The sequence below is a fragment of the Caballeronia sp. LjRoot29 genome (assembly GCF_964252755.1).
Classification (GTDB): Bacteria; Pseudomonadota; Gammaproteobacteria; order Burkholderiales; family Burkholderiaceae; genus Caballeronia.
The window spans coordinates 25,423-46,960 of sequence record NZ_CAXUPU020000027.1 but is presented as its reverse complement, the minus strand read 5'-3'; the positions used below and the strand labels follow the sequence as shown (position 1 = coordinate 46,960).

Below are 21,538 nucleotides of genomic sequence, written 5' to 3'. Positions count from 1 at the left end.
CGATGTCTTCCTATCGCTGACGCCGCTGGACATACACCGCGACAATGATGATGCCGGCCTTGACCACGAGCGCAGCAGCATCGGGAATGCCGTGGGCGAGCAGCGTGTATCGCAGCAACTGGATAATGAGCGCGCCTATCAGCGTGCCCACGATGTACGCCCTGCCGCCCGTCAATGCCGTGCCGCCCACGGCGACCGCGGCAATGGCATCGAGCTCGGAGCCGAGGCCGATCACGTTGGCGTCCGACGACGAATTAACCGAGATCGAAATCAACCCCGCCAATCCTGCCAGCGCCGCGCACAAGGTGTACGCGATCATCTTCACGCGCGCCGTCGGAATGCCGCTCAGATACGCAGCCTGTTCGTTGCCGCCCGTCACGAGCAAGTACTGCCCGAACAAGGTCTTGCGCACGACCCAGGCGAACAACGCCACGAGCGCGAGCATCAGGAACACTTGCGCCGGCACGCCCGCTACGCGGCCCAATGCGATCCACTGGAACGCGGGGTTATCGAAAGCTTGCAGGCTGCCGTCGGTGAACACTTGCGCAATGCCGCGCCCCGCGATGAACAGCACCAGCGTCGCGACAATCGGTTGCACAGCAAGCCTTGTAACGAGGAAGCCGTTGAACACACCGCAGAGCGCGGCGGCCAGCACGGGCAACACAAACGCCAGCGCAATGCCGAAGGGTCCGGCCACGTTCATGAAGATCATCGGCGCGAGCGAACCGGCAATCGCCATGGAAGCGCCCACCGATAAATCGATACCGCCCGTCGCCACGACCAGCGTCATCCCAATGCCGACGATCACGATCGTCACCACTTGCGTCAGGTTGACGTTGAACGTCTGCAACGACCAGAAGTGCTGCGTGAACAGGAGGTTGAAGACAATCATCGCGAGCAGCACGGCGATTTCGCGCTGAATCGTGATTCGATGTTTTTTCTTCTGCGCAGCCTGTGCGATTGGCGCAGCGGTCGCCGGTTGAGTTTTCTGATTCATGACTGACCTTCTTTGGCATCGACCGAATCGACCGCTTCCGCCAGCGAGGATTCTTCACCCGAGCCGTACGCAATCGCATCCATGATCGATGCTTCGCTCATGCGCGCACCGTCGAGCTCGGCGACGGTCTTGCCGTCGCGGATCACGACAGCGCGATCGGCCACCGCGGTGAGTTCTTCCAGCTCGGACGCCGACAGCAACACGGCTAATCCCGAGTCGCGGAGTTCGCGGATGATCTTGGCGACATCGGCTTTAGCGCCGACATCGATCCCTCTTGTGGGTTCATCGAGAAGCAACAACGTCGGGTTCGTCGCCAGCCAGCGCGCGAGCAAAACCTTCTGCTGATTGCCGCCCGAGAGTTCCCGTATCGGCTGGTCGGGCGAACGCAGCTTGATCCCCAACGATTCGATAAACCGGTCCACGATCTCGCGTTGCTTCGCGACATCGACCGCGCCGCGTTTGGTCAGCGTACGCAGGCACACGAGCGTGAGGTTATCGCGCACGGAAAGCTCCGGCACAATGCCTTCGCCCTTGCGGTCCTCGGTGAGATACGCAATGCCGCGCGCAATGGCGTCTTGCGGCGACTTCAGCGTGACCGTCTTGCCATCGATGGAAAGCGACCCACGCTCGGTCGAATCCGCGCCGAACATCAACCGCATGGTTTCCGTGCGGCCCGAGCCGAGCAGCCCGGCAAGACCGACGGCTTCGCCAGAGTGGACATCGAGCGATACGTCCGACACCTTCAACCCCGCGCCAAGGTTCGTCGCGCTGATCGCCGTCGACCCGCGCTTGGCGAGATTCGCTTCCTTGACCGCGCTGTCCTCCTGCACGACGGCGGCAAGCGTGCGGCCGAGCATGGTGGTGACGAGCTGCAGCTTGTCGAGCGAAGCCATCGGGCTTTCCGCGACCGTCTGCCCGTCGCGCATGACCGTGACGCGATCGCACAGCGCGTACAGTTCATCCAGCCGATGCGAAACGAAAATCACCGCGCGGCCGTCGTCTCTCAAGCGACGCACGACGGTGAACAGCAACTCCACTTCGCGTTCATCGAGCGACGAGGTGGACTCATCCATGATGACCATCTTCGCGTCCGACGATACCGCCCGCGCCAACGCCACCATCTGTTGAATCGCGGTTGAAAACTCGCGCACGGGCTTGCTGACATCGATCTGTAATCCGAACGAATCGAGCAGTTCCTGAGCGCGGCGATGAATCGTCTTCCAGTCAATCATCCCAAACCGGCGCGGCTCGCGGCCGAGAAAAATGTTCTCGGCAATCGAGCGGAACGGGACGAGATTGATCTCCTGATAGATCGTGCTGATACCGGCTTCGCGCGCTTCTTTCGGGCTGCGGAAATCGGCTTCGCGGCCATCGAAACGAATCGTGCCCGACGTGCGCCGGTATGCGCCCGTCAGGATCTTGATCAGCGTCGATTTACCCGCGCCGTTCTGCCCAATCAGCGCATGCACTTCTCCCGCCGACACCGAGAGCCGCGCGTGCCGCAACGCGGCGACACCGCCAAAGCTGATGTCGATGTCCTGCATCTCTAGCAGGGGTGTTCCGGAATTTAGCGTGTTCATCTAGTGCGTCTCCCTGGCGGCTGGTGTTACGCACTGAATGCGTTCCGTCCGCCGGATACAAAAGAAGCGACGGCCCGCGAAAGACGGGGCGCGCCGCTTCGAACACCTTCGTTGCTCATTAGCTCAAGCTTGGTACGTTCGCTTCAACGTTCAATGAACGCATTCGCTCAATAACCGTACTGCATGCTCTCTTTAACGTTGCTCTTATCGTAAAAGCGGTCGGAGACTTTCACCCACGGCGGAACGGTTTCACCCTTCGCGAACTTCTGCGCCACGTCGCAAGCGAGCGGCCCGAAGAACGGGCTCGACTGCACGCTCGCGCCGAGTTCGCCGGCAGCGATAGCGTCCATGCCGCCCTTCGTCCCGTCGATCGTCACAAGGGTGATGTCCTTGCCTGGCTGCTTCCCGGCTGCCTTGATAGCGGCAATTGCGCCGAGCGCCATTTCGTCATTGTGTGCATAAACGGCGGTCACGTCGGGATGCGCCTGAAGCAGCGTTTCCATGACCTGGCGACCCTTGTCACGCGCGAAGTCACCGCTTTGCGACGCGATGATCTGCATGCCTGGATTCTTTGCGATCACATCGTCAAAACCCTTCTTGCGATCGTTCGCAGCGGACGCGCCCGTGGAGCCTTCCAATTCGATGATTTTGGCCTTGCCGCCGGTCGATTTGACCAGCCAGTCAGCCGCACGTTGTCCCTGGTTGATAAAGTCCGAGCCGATGAACGTGATGTAGTCCTTACCCGCTTTCGCCACCGATTGATCGACGTCGCGGTCGACCAGGATCACCGGAATGCCGGCTTTCTTCGCTTGCAACACGATAGGCGCGAGCGGCTTTTCTTCACGCGGCGGGAACACGATCAGGTCGACGTGCTGCGCGATCATGCTTTGGATGTCGGCGACTTGTTTCGATGCCGAGCTGTTCGCGTCGGTCATGACCATCTGCCAGCCGCATTTCGCCGCGACGTCCTTGAAGCTCTTGGTTTCGGCGAGACGCCACGGGTTGTTGCTTTCGGTCTGGGCGAAGCCGACGCGCAAGGGTTTCTTGGTCGCGAGCTTGGGCAGCGGAGAGTCGTCGGCGTGGGCAATGCTGACGCCTGCCACCATCGACAGCGCGAGCACTGATGAAGCCAGCACGCGCAACGGGAATTTGCGTTTGTTGAAGTTTTCAAGCGACAGCATGTCTTCCTCCGGTATGGATGGTCCTGCTTTTTTAAGTACGTCGGTCCAGCTGAGTTTTCCGTCTTTTTGCTCTATCTCAATAAGTCGGCGTGCGATGATTATTCCACCGTATTTTATTATTGGTCAATCGCTAATATTATTAATTACGAGTTGTTTTGCCACGGTGATTACCCTTACCGACGCGCGTTCGACGAGCGGCCCATCAAGCTTCACCGTACGTCGGCGCACGGGTGCACCGGCGGCGCGGTTGTGTTCTTCCTGGAGCAGCGTTTCGACCGCCCATCGGCCCAATTCGTAGTTCGGAAGGACGACGGTGGAGAGCGGCGGATGCGTGTGGCGGGCGATTTCCTGGTCGTCGTAACCGAGTACGGAGACGTCTTCGGGCACGCGTAATCCAAGCTGCTTCAAAGCTTCGATCGCGCCGAGCGCCATCAAATCGTTCGCGCAGAAAATGGCCGTGGGCGGATTGGTCTCGCGCATCAGTGAGAGCGTTTGTTCGAAGCCCGAACCCGAGCTCCAGTCGCCTTCACGCACCAGCTCAGCGGCGAACGGGAGGTCCGCAGTTGACAGCGCAGTTCGATACCCTTTCAGGCGATCGCGCGCCGCGTCTTGCCAAGGTTCACCGTTCACATATCCGATCCTTCGATGCCCCGCGTTCAGCAGATATTCCGTTGCGGCATGTCCTCCAGCAACTTCGGCCGGCACCACCGAAGAAAGCTCGGAATCGCTTGTGTAGCAGTTCAGGAGGACTGTTGGGACCTTTGAAAGCGCCGAGGGCAACATCACCTTGCGCGTATAAACCGTCGCGTAAATCACGCCGAGCACGTTGGGATTAGTCAGTGTGGCGTCGAGTACTTGCTGCTCGATTTCCGCGTTGCCGTGCGTCGAGTAAACCGCCAGCATCCGGCCATTTGCGAACGCTGCATCACGGGCGCCGTCGATGTTCACAACGGGATGCGGGCTCGTCGAAATTTCATCGGCGAGATACACAATCAGGTTCTTCTCGTTCGGCGCGATTGCTGCGGCCAGCGGCTCGCGAGCCGTCATCCGATAGCCCAGATCCTGCGCTGCCTTCAGTACCTTATTGCGCGTAGAGTCGGAGAATTTTGCGCTAGTCGCGTTGTTCAGCACCAAGGACACGGTGGATTGCGAAACGCCGGTCAGTTTCGCGATGTCGGTCATCGTTGGACGGCGTTGCGTGGATTTTTTCATTGTCTCAGGCCGCGAAAAGGCGGCGGCGGTGTGGTTGTTGCGTGGCGCTAAAGCGTTCTACGGATGCCGCCGACGGTAACACTAATATTTCCAGTCGACAACGCTCGCAAACCATTGTCTGCATTACTTTCGCGGCGAATAAAGCGGCCCTAAGTGTTATTACTAATAATATTGACTACTCCATGGTGATCGTGCGATTCTCGGGGCGCGCGCCGGGCTGTCGGATGAGTGAAAGCCAGGCGCGCCGACCGCGCCCGACTCGCGTGGCGCAACCAAGGAGACGATGATGGCCCGCTATGACGAGCGCGCTCGCGATGCGCTTGCAAAGGATTTCGAGCGTGACAGCTTTGTCCTGTTGCCCAACCATTTTCCGCGCGCAACGCTTGAGGCCTGGCGCGCGGCTTTCGCGCCGCTTTTCGAGCCGCACGAAACGGCGGCGCGCGAGCAGGGTGGCAGTGGCAATCGCGGGCCGGGGCGCTATTACGTCACGTTGCCGTTCGAGCGCGAGTTCGCCGATCCCGCCATTTTCTGCGATGACGATGTCTTGGGGATCGTCGAGCGCATCGCCGGACCAGACCCCGTGATGTGCCAGCTCGCCACCGATACCCCTGTGCGCGGTTCCGACTTTCAGGACTGGCATCGCGACACGCCGCCTTTATTCGATAACTTCCCGGAAACGCCATCGTTCCAGCTGGCGGTGAATTTTCCGCTTATCGATGTGAATGACGAAAACGGCTCGCTGGAAACGACGCGCGGAACGCACCGGATATCGCGTGAGGAAGCGCTCGCTGGTTTGGCCGATGGACGATATCCGGCGGAACGCGTTCCCATGCAACTCGGCGACGTGATGATCCGCGATGTGCGCGGGTTGCATCGCGGAACGCCGAATCTCACCGATACCCCGCGTCCGATGGTCGTGATCGGTTACAGCCGTTCGTGGTATTTCCGGCCGGAAGTGCAGGTGCAAGTGCCGCGCGACGTGTTCGCCGCGCTGCCCGCCCGCGCAAAACGGTTGCTGCGCTATAGCCCGCAAGTCGACAAGACAGCGCGGACCTTCGACGAAAGTTATCAGCGGTTCGCATATTGAACACCGATCAACGGACCCGCGCCGATGAAAGCGCCGCCGATCAAACTACTGAATTCATTCAGCTCGCGCCGGCCGCTGACGACGGGTTTCGCGTCGCGTTGAATGACGCCGCGCTGATTGAGCTGCGCTTTGAGAATCGGCGCGCGTTGCTGGCGCCGCACGTCGGCGGCGCGATCGCGGCGTTTTACGATTTGCGGGACAGCAGCAACATGCTGCATTGGTTACGCCCTGCATCGGCCGATGCGCTCGCGGCGCGCAACCCGCTCGGCATGGCGAGCTTTCCGTTGCTGCCGTACTGCAACCGGCTGCGCGATGGACGTTTTGCCTTCGATGGCCGTGAAGTCGATCTATCCGCCGATGGCAACGCGTTCGATCACGCGCTGCATGGACACGCGTGGCGTCGGTCCTGGCGCGTGGGATTGGTTTCACCCACCGCGGTGGAATTGCATCTGAATCACGAACCCAGTGACGAACCGGCGCACCACTGGCCGTATCGATACGAAGCGACCCAGCGTATTGAACTCGATGACACAGGCTTGTTCGTCACCCTGTCGATACGCAGTCTTGACGATCAGCCTATGCCGTTCGGCATGGGTCATCATCCTTATTACCCTCGCACGCCGGCCACGCGCATCCACACCAACATTCGCGCGATGTGGCACGCCACGCCGGATCTCCTGCCGACGTTTCTCGGCGCGCATCCGTGCGTTGATGCGTTGGCATCGCCGGAAGGGTTGTCCGCCGATGCCTTCGATCTCGATAACAATTTTGCTGGCTGGTCGAGGTCGGCGACCATTGACTGGCCTGACGAAAATCGCAGCGTGACGCTAACCGCCGATGCGCCGTTCGACCACATGGTCCTGTTCGCGCCCTCGTCGCATCCGGACCAACTGTGCGTGGAACCGGTCACGAACACGGTCGATTTCCTGAATCTCGACGCGCCCCGCAAGGACATCGGCGGTGGAGTGTTAATGCCGGGAGAAATAATCGAAGCGCGATTTGGCTGGATTCCGCGCACCCGTGCCATCGGCTGAACGGAGCGAATCCACTTTCCCGGTATCATCTTGAAATTATCCGCACGCTTGTTGCGCTCGGCGTGCGAGCACCTTCAGCACTCTCAAAATTTCAGGAAAGTACCATGACGATGATCGACAGCACGCCGGGCGAATCGACCCAACCGCGCCGGGTCTTGCTCGTCGATGACAGCGTCGATGCCGCCGAAGCCATGTCGATGCTGCTCGAAACGCTCGGCCACGAAATTCGCGTGATGCACGATGGCCCGAGCGCACTTGCCATGGTCGATGACTTCGCGCCCGATGTCGTGATCCTGGATATTGGTTTGCCGGGCATGGACGGCTTCGAGGTCGCGCGGCAGATGCGCACGCGGGCGGTGACCAAAACCGCATTGCTGATAGCGCTGACGGGCTACGGCGCGGAAAGCGACAAGCAGAAAGCACGCGATGCCGGCTTCGACCACCACTTGGTCAAGCCCGTCTCTTTCACCGCGATAGAAACCGTGATTGCCGCGTCATTCGCCGGCGACGCACAATAAAAAGCGGCTTTATTCCACCCGCAGCTTCGCCATATAGGGCAGATGGTCGGACAGCCATGCGGTGTCCTGCGTCGGTGTGATCCACTCGACTGGCTTCATTCCGCGCACGAACATCTTGTCGAGCGCGAGCGCGGGTGAAAACGCCGGATAAGTCCGCCCCGATTCACCGAGCATGGTCGCCACTTCGCTCATCCCCAGCTCGCCGAAGACACCCACGGAGTCATTGCGCCAGTCGTTGAAATCGCCTGCCAAAACGAGCGGCCCTTCAGGCGCTTCTTTCGAAATCCACAACGCGATCCAGTTCATTTGCCGCAACCGCGCCGCCCGCGTCAGCGCGAGATGCGCGCACAGTAACGTGACCGAGCGCCCGGCAAACGTGGCGCGCGCGACCAGCAAGCCACGCCGCTCGAATCGATGCGCCGAGATATCCCAACGTCCGCCCAGATCCAGCGGATGGGGTGAAAGAATCGCGTTGCCATGCCGCCACGATGGCTTGAACACGTTCTGCCCAAGCGCGATCTGCAGGTCAAGCGACGTCGCGATTTCCGTCGCCTGGCAATGCCAGATGTCATCGACGGGCGCATCGAGCGGATTGCCGAAACTCGCCGCCAGCACCGGCTGGGGCATCCGGCGCGCCATGGCTTCCTGCAGGAAATAGGCATCGGCTTTGGTCGACTGCACCCAGCGCTGCATTGCGCTCCACGCCTGGAGACCAAGCGGTGAGCGCCCCTTGTGCAGGTTCCAGCTCACGGCCACGAAATCAGGTGTGTCGCGAACGGAGGGAATGCCGGAGGTGAAATGTTCTGGATTTCGCATGCGATGAATGAGGTGTGGGACGCGGCTGCGTCGAGTGTGATCGACGCGCGGCGCGCTATTGCGCAGCCGTTGCCAGCGTCGCACGAACCTTATAGGTGATCGACGGATTTTTATCGACGATTTGCCACGTCGACCATTCGCCCGGCTTCAGCACAAGCCCGGGATGCGTGGCGCTGACCTGACGCGGTTGCGGCGGCAGCTTGCAACCCGCCACCGTCACCGGTGCGTCATTGCTTTGCAAGGTTTCCTGCGCGTCGATCTGCAACGTGATGTCGTCGCCGTTGGCGTGGATAGGGGAAATGGTGAGCGTGCGCTGCAGGTCGATGTCGCCGGCGGGTTTATCGGCACAACCTACGTTGTTTTTTATCACGTGATGATGGGTATCGGTGCGGGCCTGGCCGACGCTCGTCGTGCCGGTGAAACTGTCGATCTGCTGACCGTCCTGCAAAACCTGCAGTTCCCATTTGACCGGCTGCGGCGGCGTACTTTGCGCAAGGGCGCTGAAAGGCGCGGCGATCGCGGCGCAAAACAGCAACGCTGCCGTGTGATGTTTCAACATAAGTGCTTTTCTCCTGATCCCTTATTGCGTCTGGGCCGTGGCCTGTTCGATCCGGGTAGCTTGCTCTGAGACTGATTTCTGACCGTGATCCGCTGCGGGCGTTCAGCGTGGAAATGTTTCCAAAAGCGACCCGAGGCGCATTTCCTACCGCACTTTTCGCACCCGCTTGCACCCCGCTTGCACTCGACACGGCACCGCTTTTCCACAAGCGCAACCTGACGATCATACAAGCGCTTGGGCTCGCCTGCCGAAGCCATCGTATTTTTATGCGATTAGCAGCAGACGCCCGGGACTGCTCGCTTGCGTGCATCTTTATGGCCGATAAACTGAATTTGCCGATCAACAAAACCGGGGTAAGCCATGAGCACCGCCGTAGTCAAACAAGAACTCGCCGTGGCTTCGTTCAGCAAGGTCTACGACCTGGACGAGGTGGAAACTGCGTTGAACGACCTGAGCGAAGGGGGCAGCGAGGCGCTGCGCGCGACGTACGAAAAGATGCTCAAAGCGGGTAATTTGCGCTTTTGCGTCAAACCTAACCGGATGCCGTCCATAGACGATCTGGTGGCCGATCTGCCCAATTTCCAGGAGCCGCTCAACGATATCCGCAAGCAGATCGCGCTGTGCCTTGAAACCGAGGATCGCCTCGAATTGATGCCCATGCTGTTGCTCGGCGATCCGGGTATCGGCAAGACGCATTTCGCGAAGCAACTGGCGCGTTTGCTCGGCACGTCCTGCCACTACCTCGCCATGAGTTCGCTGACGGCCGGGTGGATCTTGTCGGGCGCGTCGTCGCAATGGCGCAACGCGAAGCCGGGCAAGGTGTTCGATGCGCTCGTGAACGGCAGTTACGCCAATCCGGTGATGACAGTCGATGAAATCGACAAAGCCACCGGCGATGCCCAATACGACCCGCTCGGTGCGCTGTACGCGTTGCTGGAACACGATACGGCGCAGAGTTTTATCGATGAATTCGCTGAAATACCGATCAACGCGGGCAATGTGGTCTGGATCGCGACGGCGAATCAGGCAAACACGATTCCCGAGCCGTTGTTGAACCGGATGAACGTGTATGAGATCGCGCCGCCGGATCGCGACGGCGCGCGCCGGATCGCGCAATCGATTTATCACGAGATCCGCAGCGCACACGCGTGGGGCGCACGCTTTCCGGAGACACTCGGCGGCGCGCCGCTCGACGCGTTGACCAAGGCTTCCCCGCGGGCCATGCGGCGCGCAATGCTCAATGCTTTTGGCAATGCACGTATCGATAACCGGCATGAAGTGCAGGCTCGGGACATCGAATTAGGCAATGGTGCGAGGAAGAAGTCGATCGGGTTCTGAAGGTGCGTTTTGGAGAATTCTGCAAAAACCCCTCAAAATATGGCCTGAAACTGACTTTTCCCGGGCAAAAAGGCCATATTTCCTGTTTTGGCCCGGATTATTTCGGAAAATGAGGCCTTCCTGAAGCCAATATTGCCAAGGGCACAAAAACCGCAATAAAGTGCCCGAAACGGCTCCACGGGCTGGCCTAGAATAGTGAGATGGACAGAATCGAATGTGTAGTGATTGGCGCGGGCGTGGTCGGACTCGCCATTGCGCGAGCGCTGGCCGCGCGTGGCCGCGAGGTGATCGTGCTCGAAGCGGGCGAAGCGGTCGGCACGGGCACGAGTTCGCGCAACAGCGAGGTTATCCACGCGGGGCTGTATTACCCACGGGGCTCGCTGAAGGCGGATTTGTGCGTGCGCGGCCGGGCGATGCTCTACGAGTATTGCGACGCCCACGGCGTCCCGTACAACCGCTGCGGCAAATTGCTCGTCGCCACGGCGCGCAACCAGTTGCAACAACTCGCCGCAATTCAGCAAAAAGCGCTCGAAAACGGCGTTACGGACCTGGTGCGCATAAGCAGCGCCGAAGCTGCGGAGATGGAGCCGCAACTTCAGTGCGTGGAGGCGGCGTTATCGCCGCAAACGGGCATTATCGATAGTCATCAATTCATGCTCGCGTTGCAAGGCGACGCGGAACGCGACGGCGCGACCGTGGCGTTTCATACGCCGGTGACGGATATCGATGCCCGCGACGGTGGGTTTATCGTGGAAACGGGAGGCGAGGCGCCCATGGCCTTTCAGGCCGGCTGTGTGGTCAACAGCGCGGGGCTCTCGGCGAACCAGATTGCGCGCACTATCCGCGGACTCGATGCGCGCCATGTGCCGCCGCTGTATTTCGCGAAGGGCAATTACTTCACCGTGAGCGGCCGGACGCCGTTTGATCGCCTGATCTACCCAATGCCCAATGAAGCCGGGCTCGGCGTGCATCTCACCATCGATATGGGCGGTCAGGCCAAGTTCGGTCCTGACGTCGAATGGATCCAGAAGATCGATTACACCGTTGATCCGCAGCGCGCGGCCAGCTTTTACGCCGCCATTCGAGCGTATTGGCCCAATCTTCCCGACGATGCACTGCAACCCGCTTACGCAGGAATTCGTCCGAAACTATCCGGACCGGGTCAGCCGGCGGCCGACTTCATGATTCAGGGGCGGGCGGCGCACGGCAAGGCGGGGTTGGTGAACTTGTTTGGGATTGAATCGCCCGGGTTGACGGCGTCGCTGGCGATTGCGGAGAAGGTCGCGAAAATGCTGGGCTGAGGTGACGTGAGTGCAAACCCGTTGCGACCTTTCGTCATCGGTTATCTATAAGATTTGACTGAGTTTGCTGTGCTTCGCGTTGATATGCTTTGGAGATCGTCGTCGATAAGAACGGCGCACACCCCCAATACAACGGAGCACATTCTCATGAAGTCCTCACGACGCACGTTTTTGATTTCGAGCATTGGCGTGGCATCGGCACTCGCGGTATCGCGTACCGCGTTCGCCGACCCCGTCAAACTGGCGGAATCGGATCCCATGGCGCAAAGCCTCGGTTACAAGCTCGACGCAGCAACCGTCGATAAAGCCAAATTCCCGCGCTACGCCGCCGGCCAGGATTGCGGCAACTGCTCGTTCTATCAAGGCAAGGCCACCGATGCGTACGCGGCCTGCCCAATGTTCGCCGGCAAGCAGGTTGCATCGAAAGGCTGGTGCAACGCTTATAACAAGAAAGCCTGAGCTACACGCAACGTAGCCAGGTCATGATCGAAACGCGCCCCGCCACACAGGCCGGGCGCGTTTCTGCGTGGCCGCTTGAAAACGATCACGGCGCTCTTTACACTCGCCAGCACTTGACCGGCCGTGCACGCGCCTTGTCTTGATACGTTGATCTTGACCTCTTGCAGGAAGACCCATGAAAGTTGTTAAAAGCCGCGAATTTACCGCCGAGCGTGCATGGGGTGCACTCGATATCACCACGATGAACGGCGTCTCATGCCGCCTTCACTGGACTGACGCTCCCTATAAATGGCACGTGAACGACGGCGAGGAAGTCTTCGCGGTCATGCAAGGCCAGGTGAGAATGCGCGTGCGGCGAGAGGGCGTTGAGGAAGAATTTCTGCTCGATGCCGGTGATATCTTTCACGCTCAATCCGGCGATGAACACATTGCGGAGCCGGTCGGCATTGCGCGAATCCTGGTGATCGAGAAAGAGGGGAGCGTCTGAAAAGACGCACGTAAAAAACCGTCCCTGACACGCCGGAACGGCTTCTCTATTCAGCAGACAATATACGCAAGCGGCGCTTTGGCTTAGCCCAACCTCATTCGGCCGGCAGACTCACCGAATTCGCTTAAACCGCTGCCTTGGCTTTCAGTCCTGCCTTGATCAACAATTCCGCCAGCGCTTCCGTCATTCCGCCTTCGTGCTTGGCGGCATGTTCCTGCAATTGCTTCACGAGATCGCTGTCCAGCTTGCAGGCGAAGGGCACGAGGCCTTTTTCCTGATCCTGACGGCGCTGTTCGCGCTTGTCCAGTTTCGGCTGCCCGGCTTGCGGGCCAAAGCTCGACGCGCTGTTTTGCTTCAGGCCGTTGGCCAGCTTGAGCGCCTTGTTTTTTTCCAGATCGAATTTTTTCACGCGAAGCTCCAAAAGCTATAAAGGCACAGTGCCGAGGCGCGTATTGTACGCACCTCCGCGCCCGCGCCTCGCTTGTGCCTCTCTATTGCCACTAGCCAGACGCCGGAACGGGCGGATTCCCGGGCGCGCCATCCATCAATTCTTCGATTCGCGCCCGCATCCGCTTCCAGTGCGATCCTTCCCAAAATACTCGCCTGCACACATCGCATGTGACAAATCGTGCATGCCGTTCAAGCACACCTTCTGGCACGCGATCACTTACCTCGTCCGCGCTCGCACGACGCAGCGGCGCGTTGCACATCAGGCAGAGCCGGAACGGGCGGACGTGCTGCGCAAGCCCGAGCCGCGCAGCGACTTCGCGCCACTGCGCATCGGGTTGTAGCGTGCGCACATAACAGCCGTGGACGAGCGAGCGGCGCTTCAGTAATTCACGATCGCGCGTGAGCACCACGCGATGTTCGGCGAGCGCGAGTTGCTCGATTTCATCGTCGGGAAAATGGTTGTCGTAGCGGGTATCGAAACCGGCCAGCCGCAGCAGTTGAGCCAGGCCGCCAAGATGCGCATCGGCGATAAAACGCAGCGACTCCAGCCGCAATGGCGCGCGCAAGGGATGCACGATTTCAAGCGCGCGCGGCATCATGCCGGGCGGGTAAATATCGATAAAATCGGCGTCTGCGACGAGGGTATCGAAGCCGTCGGGCAGGCCGTTGCGTAGAATCAGCGCCACTTCCGTGTGCGGCACGCCGAGTGCTTCGATCATATGCTTGGTCGTCGACGCCACCGGACACACGCACGCAAACGCCTGTTCGCGCTGCGGCCGCGCCAGGAACTCATTCAACTCCCGATGAAAACGGAACGTGGCAGTCGTCATGGATTCGAGTATCGCATCGGTTTGACGCGTCTGCTTCGCGGCGTATGGGGGCGAGGTTCGTCGTGGAGCGATGGTATTCGACATGTAATCGTCAATTGCAACAGCATGGGACCGGAGTAACCCGCTAAAGCGGGAACTCCGGTCGACAGGAGAAGAGCATGGACATTGGATTTATTGGACTCGGCAACATGGGCGGCGCGATGGCGCTGAATGCGTTGAAAGCGGGCCACACAGTGCGCGTCTGGAACCGTTCTCCCGACGCCACGAAAGTACTCGCTGAACAAGGCGCGCGCGTGGTTGCTTCGGCGGATGAAGCGTTTTCAGGCGACGCCGTGTTCTCCATGCTCGCCGACGACTCCGCGCTACGCGCCGTGCTGCTAGACAGCGGCTTGCTCGAACGTGCGCCAAAGGGCTTGGTGCACGTGAACATGGCCACGATCTCGGTCGCGTTCTGCGAAGAGTTGGCAAGCCTGCACGAGCAGCACGGCGTGGCCTACGTCGCGGCGCCCGTGCTCGGCCGACCGGACGTGGCGGCCGCGGGCAAGCTGAATATCGTGGCGGCAGGCGCCGATGACGCCATCGCCCGCGTGCAGCCCGTCTTCGATGTCATCGGCCAGAAGACATGGCGCGTCGGTACCGCACCGCAACACGCGAACGTGTTCAAGCTGGCGGCAAACTTCATGCTGGCATCGGCGATCGAAACAACGGCTGAGGCCGCATCGCTGATGGCGGGACATGGCATCGATCAACACGCATTCCTCGATGTGATCACGAACACGCTTTTTCCGGGGCCGGTGTACCAGGGATATGGCCGGATGATTGCCGACAACCGCTATGAACCCGCGTTGTTCAAGGCGCGGCTTGGCTTGAAGGACGTGCGGTTGGCACTGGCTGCCGGCGATGCCGTGAACGTCGCGCTGCCCGTGGCAAGCCTGGTGCGCGACAACCTGATCGACGTCCTCGCCCAAGGCGATGGCGACAAGGACCTGGCCGTGCTCGGAAAGGTTGCCGCGCGGCGTGCGGGGAAGAAAGTGTGATCAATCCGGTTTGATTTTTGCTCGCGGGTAAATGTAAAGCCCGTGTGAAGCCCGGATGCGCCGGTGTTGTATCGACAATAAATAGCGGCAATGGAAGGGAACGTTGCCTATACTTGTCGCGCCGTTTGCCTCAGATTCATGATTGTTTCGAATCAGACAGCATTCGGTGGCGCACAGACGGACACACGCCGGCGGTGCAGGCTTTGCAAAGGCCTCATCGGCGATGAAACCGGCTTGGAAGCGGCTTAGGAAACGATGTTGAAACGACCTGGGCGCGGGCTTCCGCGTCCATTTCCCGATTTCCCGGCCAGCTTATAAAAAGACGAAGCGGAGACAGGACAGCGCCCACTATGAAAAGCACTCTTCGGGGTCTCATGTACGTGGCGGCATCGGCGGGCCTTGGCTTGGCTTGCTTGAGTACGCCCGGGATCGCTCTCGCCGACGACACCCCCAATCCCTGCGATGCACTCAAGCGCATCGTGGCGGCTGCGCCCGATGGTTTCACTTCCTTGCGACCCGACGACGGCAAAGCAGTTGCATTGCCTTACGGCCAGGACGCGCAGTGCGCGGTGAAAGCCGGCGCATATTCCTGCTCGTGGACGAAAGGCGCGAACGCCGGATCGGCGGCCGACGCTTTACAGGGTGTCGCCGCGGATATAGCTGCGTGCTTGCCGGACGCTACGCACGATCAAAACTCGCCGGGCCGGCAGCATTTTTATATCGGGGCGCGGGGGCAGCGCACGCAGATCACTGCAAAAACGGCTGGTGCAGGAAAGTTGACGCTCGCGGTGTCGGGCAAATGAGGGGGCAGTCGTGACCAAGCGTGTTCTCATAGCCGATGACGACGATGACGCCCTGAGCTGTCTGGCCAATCTGCTGACGGGGTTGGGGCATCAAGTGGCGCAGGCTTCATGCGGCACTCAGGCACTCGATGTGGCGCGGCAGTTCGCACCGGATGTCGTGATTTTGGATCTGGGCATGTCGCCAATGGATGGTCTTTCCGCCGCGCGTGCCTTGCGGGCGTTACCCGAAGGCCCGGCCATGTTGCTGGTTGCGCTGACCGGCTGGGGCCAGCCGCAGCATCACGCCATGACGCAGGAAGCCGGTTTCGATATCCATCTGGTCAAGCCGGTCTCCATCGACCAATTGGGTTTCATTCTTTCGATGACGCAGCCGTAGCTTCGTAGACGTTGTACATCCGCAACAAATTGACGAGGGTCGACAAGGGGATGTTGCGCTGCACCAATAGTTTTGGTACAGTGGGGTTGTCTCCTCCATGTCTCCACTGATATGGATTCAGCCCGCCCATCTTAGGCGGGCTTTTTTTTATCCTTTTTTAGCCCTTTTCAGCCCCGCGCGCCTTCAAAACCGATACGACACCGCCAGGAACGTAATCAGCGGATTGGCGTTGAGCTTTGACTTCGTCGTAGCCAGTTCGGTCCCATCGGCCGCCTTGATAATCAGCGACGACGTCGTCTTCAACGGAATGTAGGTCAGTGAAGCGATCAAACCCCAGTGTTTGTCGAAGTTATAGGTCGCGCCAAGATTGAACACCGGCTGCCACGACGACGATGCCTTCGCCGACACCGACGTCGGTCCCGGCTTGCCCGCGCCCGCCGCCAGCACCGCGCCAAGATTATTCTGCGTCGAGTTCACGAAACCATTGGTGAGCTTGATGTTCGTGAAGAAGTTATACGACACGCCCAGGCCCGCGAACGGCCGGAACGCGGAAGTCGGCGAATTGAAGTAGTACTGGAAAATCAGCGCCGGGCTCCATTGCCGCACGCTTTTCACGATCGGATTGGTCTCATCGAGATTCTGGTTGCCAAGCGCGCCCGCGGGCCCGGGCGGTTGAATCGTGCCGTGACCATCGAGTTCGAACTCGGGCGGCACGCCGCCCACGAACGTGGTCGCAATGTGATCGGTGAAAAAGTGCGTGAAGACTAGGCCGAATGTATCGGAGCTTTTCGTCGATAAACTCGTTCCCGCCGACGTGAATTGCGACGGCAAGCGCAGCGGCGTATTGATCGGCGTGGGCGCCACATGCGTGGTCAGCTCGTCGCTCGAATCCTGCGGCATGACGTGGAACCAGCCGAGTCCCACGACGTTATCGCCGGCACTTTGCGCATGGGCCGACATCGATACACACGCCGCTATTGCAACCGCCAACGGTTTTCCCGCAGCCAAAAGCTTTTTCATTTCGTCTCTCTTCGGTTACAGGCCGTCATGCGAACGCGGCGCGTCTTCGTGAAAAATCGCGCGTTGTTCGCATGCAGCCGTTCTTGATGGGCTGCAGGACGGTTACTGCACAAATGAGCCGATGGTGAAATACGGTGTCGTCGGGTCGCTCTGGTCGAGGTAGCCGAACACGCCGCCGGAGAAGATGAACTTGCCGGTCGGTGTCGTGCCAGTCGATGCACCCACTACCGTCGATGTCACCAATCCCTGAACGGCTTCCGTGTAATCCAGGTTCAGCGCACGCGACAAAGCGACCTGCGATGGCTGGAAGGGATCGATCAAGGTGGCTTGTGCGCCAGCAAGCGCGGTCGTGCGGTAATCGAAGGCGTTATCCACGCCGACGTATTCGCCATTCACCGATCCCGACGCCACGCTGGTTTGCGGCGACATCATCGAGATGCCCGACTCGTCGTCGGCGAACGGCGGAATGCCCGTGGTGATCGTCGCGTTCGCCGTACCGGTGCGCACGAGGATCGGCACGTTCTGGCCACGCAGCTTGCCCACGATCATGTAGCCCTTGCCAAGCGGACCGGCGGCGAGTGTCGGCTTGCCTTGCCCAAGGAAGTTGCTGGTGACGAACGCACCGCTGCCATCCGGCGATGGCGCGAAGTTCGATCCGGCCTGCTGGCATTTGCCGGTATTCACGCCCGTGTTGTCGCACTCTTGCCAGGTGCCGTCGGCATTGATCGTGATCTTTGAATCGACGGAAAGGCGCGCGTAGTTTTGCGACGGAATCTCGTGATAGCCGAGTTGGTTGTAGGTCCCGGCGACATTGGCGAGATTCGTCTCGAGCGTCGAGAAGCCAATGAACGGGTAATACGGGAATGTCCGGTCAGGCACCACGCCTTGACCTAGAATGCCGCCGAACTGCAGTTCCTTGCCCGGAATTGTGCCGCCCGCGACGCCTTCGCCCACGAAGATGCGCGCGGGACGCGTTGGATCGAGCGTCGCGCCGTTCAACTGGTACGCGCATTGATTGAGCTTTTGCGTGGGCAGGCCGGTTTCCATCGTCAGCGTGCCGTTTTGAGACGTGCCGGCGCGAGTCGGGGAGACCGTGCCGGTGACGGCGGGTATCGGAGATTCCACGTAGGTCACTTGCCACGTGAGTTTCGTCGTGTCGAGTTGCAGCTTGATGAGTTCGCCGCTGCCGCCGCCGCCCGTGAAGGTGGTCGTGTAGTCAAGCGATGCCGGGCACAACCGGACGACCGGCGCCTGAGGCGCATCGCTGCCGCCGCCGCAACCGCCAAGCAACGGCGTAACGCCGGCGACTGCCGCACCCATCGCACCCAACGCAAAAGTTCTCCATTTCATACTGCTGTCTCCATCGACATTTGTTCGTTCGTTGGTAGCCGGCGCATGCCGGCTACCCTGGTCTTGCGTGCTTGTACCCGGCAGTGCTTATTTGCTGAGCAACGCACCGATACCGAAGTACGGGCTCGCCGGCGTATCGGCGTTAGCGGACGTGGAAGTCAGGCCGCCGTTCACCGTGCTGCCGGCAATGAAGACGCCGTACAACCCGCCTGCGGAGATCAGCGCACCCTGGCCGCCGTTCTGGTCCTGCACGCCGATCAAGCCGGGCAATTGCTGCGCGTAGCTCATGCCGAAACCGGTCTCGGTCGCTTGTGTCGATGGATTGATGAACGAGCCGACCGGACCTTGCAGCAGCGTCGCCGTGTACTTGAAGTTCGAATCCGCGCCGACATAACCGCCATCGAACGCGCCCGACGTGAGCGCCGTATTCGGAGCGAGCATGGCGATGCCGGATTCATCGTCGACTTGTGCCGCCGATGTATTCAGCGGCGTGAGCGGCGAGGGTACGAAGACCTGACCCGAGCGCACGACGACCGGCACGATCGCGCCGTTGATCTTGCCGATCACCATGTTTGCGTTCGCCACGGCCGGGAACGTGAGCGCGCCGACGAGCGGCAACACGGGCGTCGAACGTTTGCCCTGCACTTGCGGGGCGAGCGCGCTGCTGAAGTACGCGCCGCCCGCGTTCGCCGTCCACGCACCGCCGGTCGTCTGGCAAGACGTATTCGATGCCGGCACGGGCACCGTGCAGTTGCCGGCGGCATCGAAGGACTCTTGCGCTTGCGTGGTCGTGGTCGAGTAGTTATTCGACGGAACCGTGTGGTACAGCAGCGCGTTATACGTGCCCTTCAGATCCGCGACGTTCGTGCTCACCGTCGAAAAACCGATGAACGGATAGAAGTCGAAGTGACGGTTCGGCACCGGGAACAACTGTGGGAAACCGGGGATCGCATGGACGCCGTCGGCGGTCAGCGTCGCGCCGTTGTATTGGACGGTCGCGCCCGGAATGCCACCGCCTGCCACACCCTGGCCGATAAAAATCGTCGGCGGATTCGCCTGGTTGAATGCAGCGGCCGTGGTGTAGATCGATCCATCGGACGCCTGACCGCCGCCCGGTGTCAGCACGAACGCGCATCGCGTTTGCTCAGCCGTGGGCAGCGTGCCTGCGGGCGGATGGACCACGGCGCCTGCGATCGTCGTGCCTTTCCGAGTCGGATTAACGGTACCGGTGACGAGCGGAATGGGCGATTCGAGCCACTTCAGCGTGTACTTCATGTTCACGGCGTCGATGTTCAGGCTCACGATCTCGCCGCTGCCCGCGCCGCCCAGATACGTGCTCGAGACAATATCCGCGTTAGCCGGACACAACGGTGCGGCGCCTGCGCCCACACCCGGCGCCCCTTGCGTGCCACAACTCGCGCCGGAACATTGCGGCGTGTTGATCGGACCCGGGTTGTCGGCGTTACCGCCACCGCACGCAACAAACAACGGCGCGGTCGCAAGAGCGAGCGCGAGTCCTTTCGAAATGGCATACGACATACCGCTGTCTCCCTTATCTAGTTTTGCGCGTGTAATTTCGCGGCCGCCTTTTCGTGTGTCAACCGACTGAAACATCTAAATCGTCGATTCAAACAGCGTGCTTCCGGCCAAGCCTTGACTGACAAGGCGATGGCGGCGCATTGAAACAAAATTTTTACCGTAAAGTGAATTGGAGAAAATTTGTTTCGATACGACGCAAAACGAAGAAGGTTTAAGCGCGAAAACGCGTAATCATCTACGAACGAACGTTCGTAAATAAATTAGGATAATCCCTATGGAAAACGCGACGGAAGTTCTGTTTGACCTGCGCGGGGATTTGGGGGGTGAAAATCAGGCCGGGGCGCTGAATCGGAAGGGGAAAATGCAGACGTGAAAAAGCCGGTTTCGCGCAGCGGCGGAAACCGGCTTTTAGTTAGGTTGAGCGCTCGGCGCGCTCAACTATTGCTGCAATCGATACTCTGCTTAGCGCGCGAGCCCGGCTTCTTCATCGGCACCGATCGCAAGGTTCATGCACTGGATCGCTGCGCCGGACGCCCCTTTGCCCAGGTTATCCAGTCGGGCAACGGTGACGAATCGCTCTTCATTGCCGAACACGAACAACTCGACGCGGTTGCTGTCGTTGCAAGCCTGAACGTCGAAAAAACCGTCGTCGAGATTGCTGTCTGCATTGAACGGCAGCACGCGCACGAACGGTTCGTTCGCGTAGTACTCGGCAAACAACGCTTGCACGTCTTGCGGCTTGGCGGCGCGCGACAGTTGCTTGGGCGAGAAGTACGTGGTGACGGCGAGGCCCTTCAAAAAGTTGCCCACAATAGGCGTGAACACCGGCGCGTGCTTCAGCCCCGAGCGCACGGCCATTTCCGGCAGATGCTTGTGGGCAAGACCCAGCGCGTAAGGCCGCGGGCTGTCCAGCTTCGCATTCCCGCCTGCTTCATAGTCCGCGATCATCTTCTTGCCGCCACCGCTGTAACCGGTGATGGAATACGCGTGCGCGGCGAAATCGGCGGAAACAAGACCACCGGCTACCAATGGCTTCATTGCCAGCAGGAACGCCGATGCGTGACAACCCGGCACAGCAATGCGCTTCGCCGTGCGCAGACGCTCACGTTGCGCCGGCATGAGTTCCGGCAGACCGTATGCCCAGTCGTCATGGGTGCGGAACGCCGTGCTGGCGTCAATGACCACGGTGCGGTGATTGTCCGCGTTCACCAACGAAACCGATTCGCGCGACGCGACGTCCGGCAGGCACAGGAACGTAACGTCCGATGCATTGATCAGCCGCCGGCGCTCCTCCACGTCCTTGCGCCGCGCTTCTTCGATACGCAACACCTCGACGTCACGGCGCTCCGACAGATATTCAAAAATCTTCAGGCCGGTGGTGCCTTCCTGTCCGTCGACAAATACTTTCGTGGTCATCTCGATCTCGCTGGGTCGGTCGCGCGCCGGCGTCTTACAGCCGGAGCGCGGTCAAAACGACATTTTAATGCGCTTCCGCGACAACACGATGGCATTGCCGGGCACATCTGCCGATCGGCCTGAAAAACGTTGCAATGCCGCCAAAAAA

Annotated in this window: 21 protein-coding genes and 1 pseudogene; 10 read left to right on the top strand and 12 right to left on the bottom strand. The window is 60.2% G+C overall.

All coding sequences use genetic code 11. The annotated features are described in order from the left end of the window. Positions 1–10 precede the first annotated feature (10 nt). The 4 genes from ACSQ83_RS25165 to ACSQ83_RS25150 all read right to left on the bottom strand — a co-directional run bounded on the left by ACSQ83_RS25165 (position 11) and on the right by ACSQ83_RS25150 (position 4,940). The gene (locus tag ACSQ83_RS25165) at positions 11–997 is read right to left on the bottom strand and encodes an ABC transporter permease (RefSeq protein WP_436229993.1); all 987 of its coding nucleotides are present in this window, start codon (positions 995–997) and stop codon (positions 11–13) included. Beyond that, positions 994–2,577 carry a sugar ABC transporter ATP-binding protein gene (locus tag ACSQ83_RS25160; protein ID WP_436229992.1) on the bottom strand — a complete coding sequence of 528 codons (1,584 nt, stop codon included), beginning with the start codon at positions 2,575–2,577 and terminating at the stop codon, positions 994–996. The genes ACSQ83_RS25165 and ACSQ83_RS25160 overlap by 4 nt, the downstream gene beginning before the upstream one ends. A 167-nt stretch (positions 2,578–2,744) precedes the next feature. Further along, positions 2,745–3,758, bottom strand: coding sequence for an ABC transporter substrate-binding protein (locus ACSQ83_RS25155; RefSeq protein ID WP_299718975.1), 1,014 nt, complete (start codon positions 3,756–3,758; stop codon positions 2,745–2,747). Positions 3,759–3,881: 123 nt separating this feature from the next. Next, a complete protein-coding gene (locus ACSQ83_RS25150) occupies positions 3,882–4,940 on the bottom strand; it encodes a LacI family DNA-binding transcriptional regulator (RefSeq protein ID WP_436230044.1) in 1,059 nt (352 codons plus the stop codon). A gap of 313 nt (positions 4,941–5,253) precedes the next feature. Between ACSQ83_RS25150 and ACSQ83_RS25145 the strand changes: the two genes are divergently transcribed. From ACSQ83_RS25145 to ACSQ83_RS25135, 3 genes are all read left to right on the top strand, one after another. Then, a complete protein-coding gene (locus ACSQ83_RS25145; protein ID WP_436229991.1) occupies positions 5,254–6,057 on the top strand; it encodes a phytanoyl-CoA dioxygenase family protein in 804 nt (267 codons plus the stop codon). Beyond that, positions 6,054–7,091, top strand: coding sequence for an aldose 1-epimerase (locus tag ACSQ83_RS25140; protein WP_436229990.1), 1,038 nt, complete (start codon positions 6,054–6,056; stop codon positions 7,089–7,091). The genes ACSQ83_RS25145 and ACSQ83_RS25140 overlap by 4 nt, the downstream gene beginning before the upstream one ends. Before the next feature lie 104 nt (positions 7,092–7,195). Beyond that, a complete protein-coding gene (locus ACSQ83_RS25135; protein WP_436229989.1) occupies positions 7,196–7,609 on the top strand; it encodes a response regulator in 414 nt (137 codons plus the stop codon). Positions 7,610–7,618: 9 nt separating this feature from the next. Here ACSQ83_RS25135 and ACSQ83_RS25130 read toward each other — a convergent pair whose 3' ends face one another. Further along, on the bottom strand, positions 7,619–8,425 hold the full coding sequence (locus tag ACSQ83_RS25130; protein WP_158937667.1) for an endonuclease/exonuclease/phosphatase family protein: 807 nt from the start codon (positions 8,423–8,425) through the stop codon (positions 7,619–7,621). Between the two features lie 55 nt (positions 8,426–8,480). Further along, on the bottom strand, positions 8,481–8,984 hold the full coding sequence (locus ACSQ83_RS25125; protein WP_414954036.1) for a hypothetical protein: 504 nt from the start codon (positions 8,982–8,984) through the stop codon (positions 8,481–8,483). A 360-nt stretch (positions 8,985–9,344) separates the two neighbouring features. On the opposite strand from ACSQ83_RS25125, the gene ACSQ83_RS25120 reads away from it, so the two are divergent. From ACSQ83_RS25120 to ACSQ83_RS25105, 4 genes are all read left to right on the top strand, one after another. Further along, complete coding sequence (locus ACSQ83_RS25120) at positions 9,345–10,322, top strand: AAA family ATPase (RefSeq protein ID WP_436229988.1); 978 nt, start codon at positions 9,345–9,347, stop codon at positions 10,320–10,322. A gap of 200 nt (positions 10,323–10,522) precedes the next feature. Beyond that, positions 10,523–11,623, top strand: coding sequence for an NAD(P)/FAD-dependent oxidoreductase (locus ACSQ83_RS25115; protein WP_436229987.1), 1,101 nt, complete (start codon positions 10,523–10,525; stop codon positions 11,621–11,623). A gap of 147 nt (positions 11,624–11,770) precedes the next feature. Further along, entirely contained in the window at positions 11,771–12,082 is a 312-nt protein-coding gene (locus ACSQ83_RS25110; RefSeq protein WP_414954033.1) for a high-potential iron-sulfur protein, read from the top strand. A 175-nt stretch (positions 12,083–12,257) separates the two neighbouring features. Next, the gene (locus ACSQ83_RS25105) at positions 12,258–12,569 is read left to right on the top strand and encodes a cupin domain-containing protein (protein WP_414954032.1); all 312 of its coding nucleotides are present in this window, start codon (positions 12,258–12,260) and stop codon (positions 12,567–12,569) included. Positions 12,570–12,693: 124 nt separating this feature from the next. Here the strand turns inward: ACSQ83_RS25105 and ACSQ83_RS25100 are convergent, their stop codons facing one another. Both ACSQ83_RS25100 and ACSQ83_RS25095 read right to left on the bottom strand, forming a co-directional pair. After that, positions 12,694–12,978 carry a hypothetical protein gene (locus tag ACSQ83_RS25100; protein ID WP_436229986.1) on the bottom strand — a complete coding sequence of 95 codons (285 nt, stop codon included), beginning with the start codon at positions 12,976–12,978 and terminating at the stop codon, positions 12,694–12,696. 91 nt (positions 12,979–13,069) lie between these two features. After that, complete coding sequence (locus tag ACSQ83_RS25095; protein ID WP_414969080.1) at positions 13,070–13,849, bottom strand: Mut7-C RNAse domain-containing protein; 780 nt, start codon at positions 13,847–13,849, stop codon at positions 13,070–13,072. A gap of 152 nt (positions 13,850–14,001) precedes the next feature. Between ACSQ83_RS25095 and ACSQ83_RS25090 the strand changes: the two are divergent. The 3 genes and pseudogenes from ACSQ83_RS25090 to ACSQ83_RS25080 all read left to right on the top strand — a co-directional run. Further along, a pseudogene (locus tag ACSQ83_RS25090) lies at positions 14,002–14,886 on the top strand (NAD(P)-dependent oxidoreductase); the annotation flags it as partial. 350 nt (positions 14,887–15,236) lie between these two features. Then, the gene (locus ACSQ83_RS25085; RefSeq protein ID WP_414969070.1) at positions 15,237–15,689 is read left to right on the top strand and encodes a hypothetical protein; all 453 of its coding nucleotides are present in this window, start codon (positions 15,237–15,239) and stop codon (positions 15,687–15,689) included. Between the two features lie 10 nt (positions 15,690–15,699). Then, positions 15,700–16,065, top strand: coding sequence for a response regulator (locus ACSQ83_RS25080; protein ID WP_414954028.1), 366 nt, complete (start codon positions 15,700–15,702; stop codon positions 16,063–16,065). A 183-nt stretch (positions 16,066–16,248) separates the two neighbouring features. Here the strand turns inward: ACSQ83_RS25080 and ACSQ83_RS25075 are convergent, their stop codons facing one another. The 4 genes from ACSQ83_RS25075 to argC form a co-directional block, all read right to left on the bottom strand. Continuing rightward, on the bottom strand, positions 16,249–17,085 hold the full coding sequence (locus ACSQ83_RS25075) for an OmpW/AlkL family protein (RefSeq protein ID WP_436229985.1): 837 nt from the start codon (positions 17,083–17,085) through the stop codon (positions 16,249–16,251). Positions 17,086–17,187: 102 nt separating this feature from the next. Further along, positions 17,188–18,435, bottom strand: a complete 1,248-nt coding sequence (locus ACSQ83_RS25070) for a DUF2957 domain-containing protein (RefSeq protein ID WP_414969072.1) — start codon at positions 18,433–18,435, stop codon at positions 17,188–17,190. Positions 18,436–18,522: 87 nt separating this feature from the next. Further along, positions 18,523–19,974, bottom strand: coding sequence for a DUF2957 domain-containing protein (locus tag ACSQ83_RS25065; protein WP_414969073.1), 1,452 nt, complete (start codon positions 19,972–19,974; stop codon positions 18,523–18,525). A 462-nt stretch (positions 19,975–20,436) separates the two neighbouring features. Continuing rightward, positions 20,437–21,390 carry an N-acetyl-gamma-glutamyl-phosphate reductase gene (argC, locus tag ACSQ83_RS25060; RefSeq protein ID WP_436229984.1) on the bottom strand — a complete coding sequence of 318 codons (954 nt, stop codon included), beginning with the start codon at positions 21,388–21,390 and terminating at the stop codon, positions 20,437–20,439. Between the last annotated feature and the right edge of the window lie 148 nt (positions 21,391–21,538).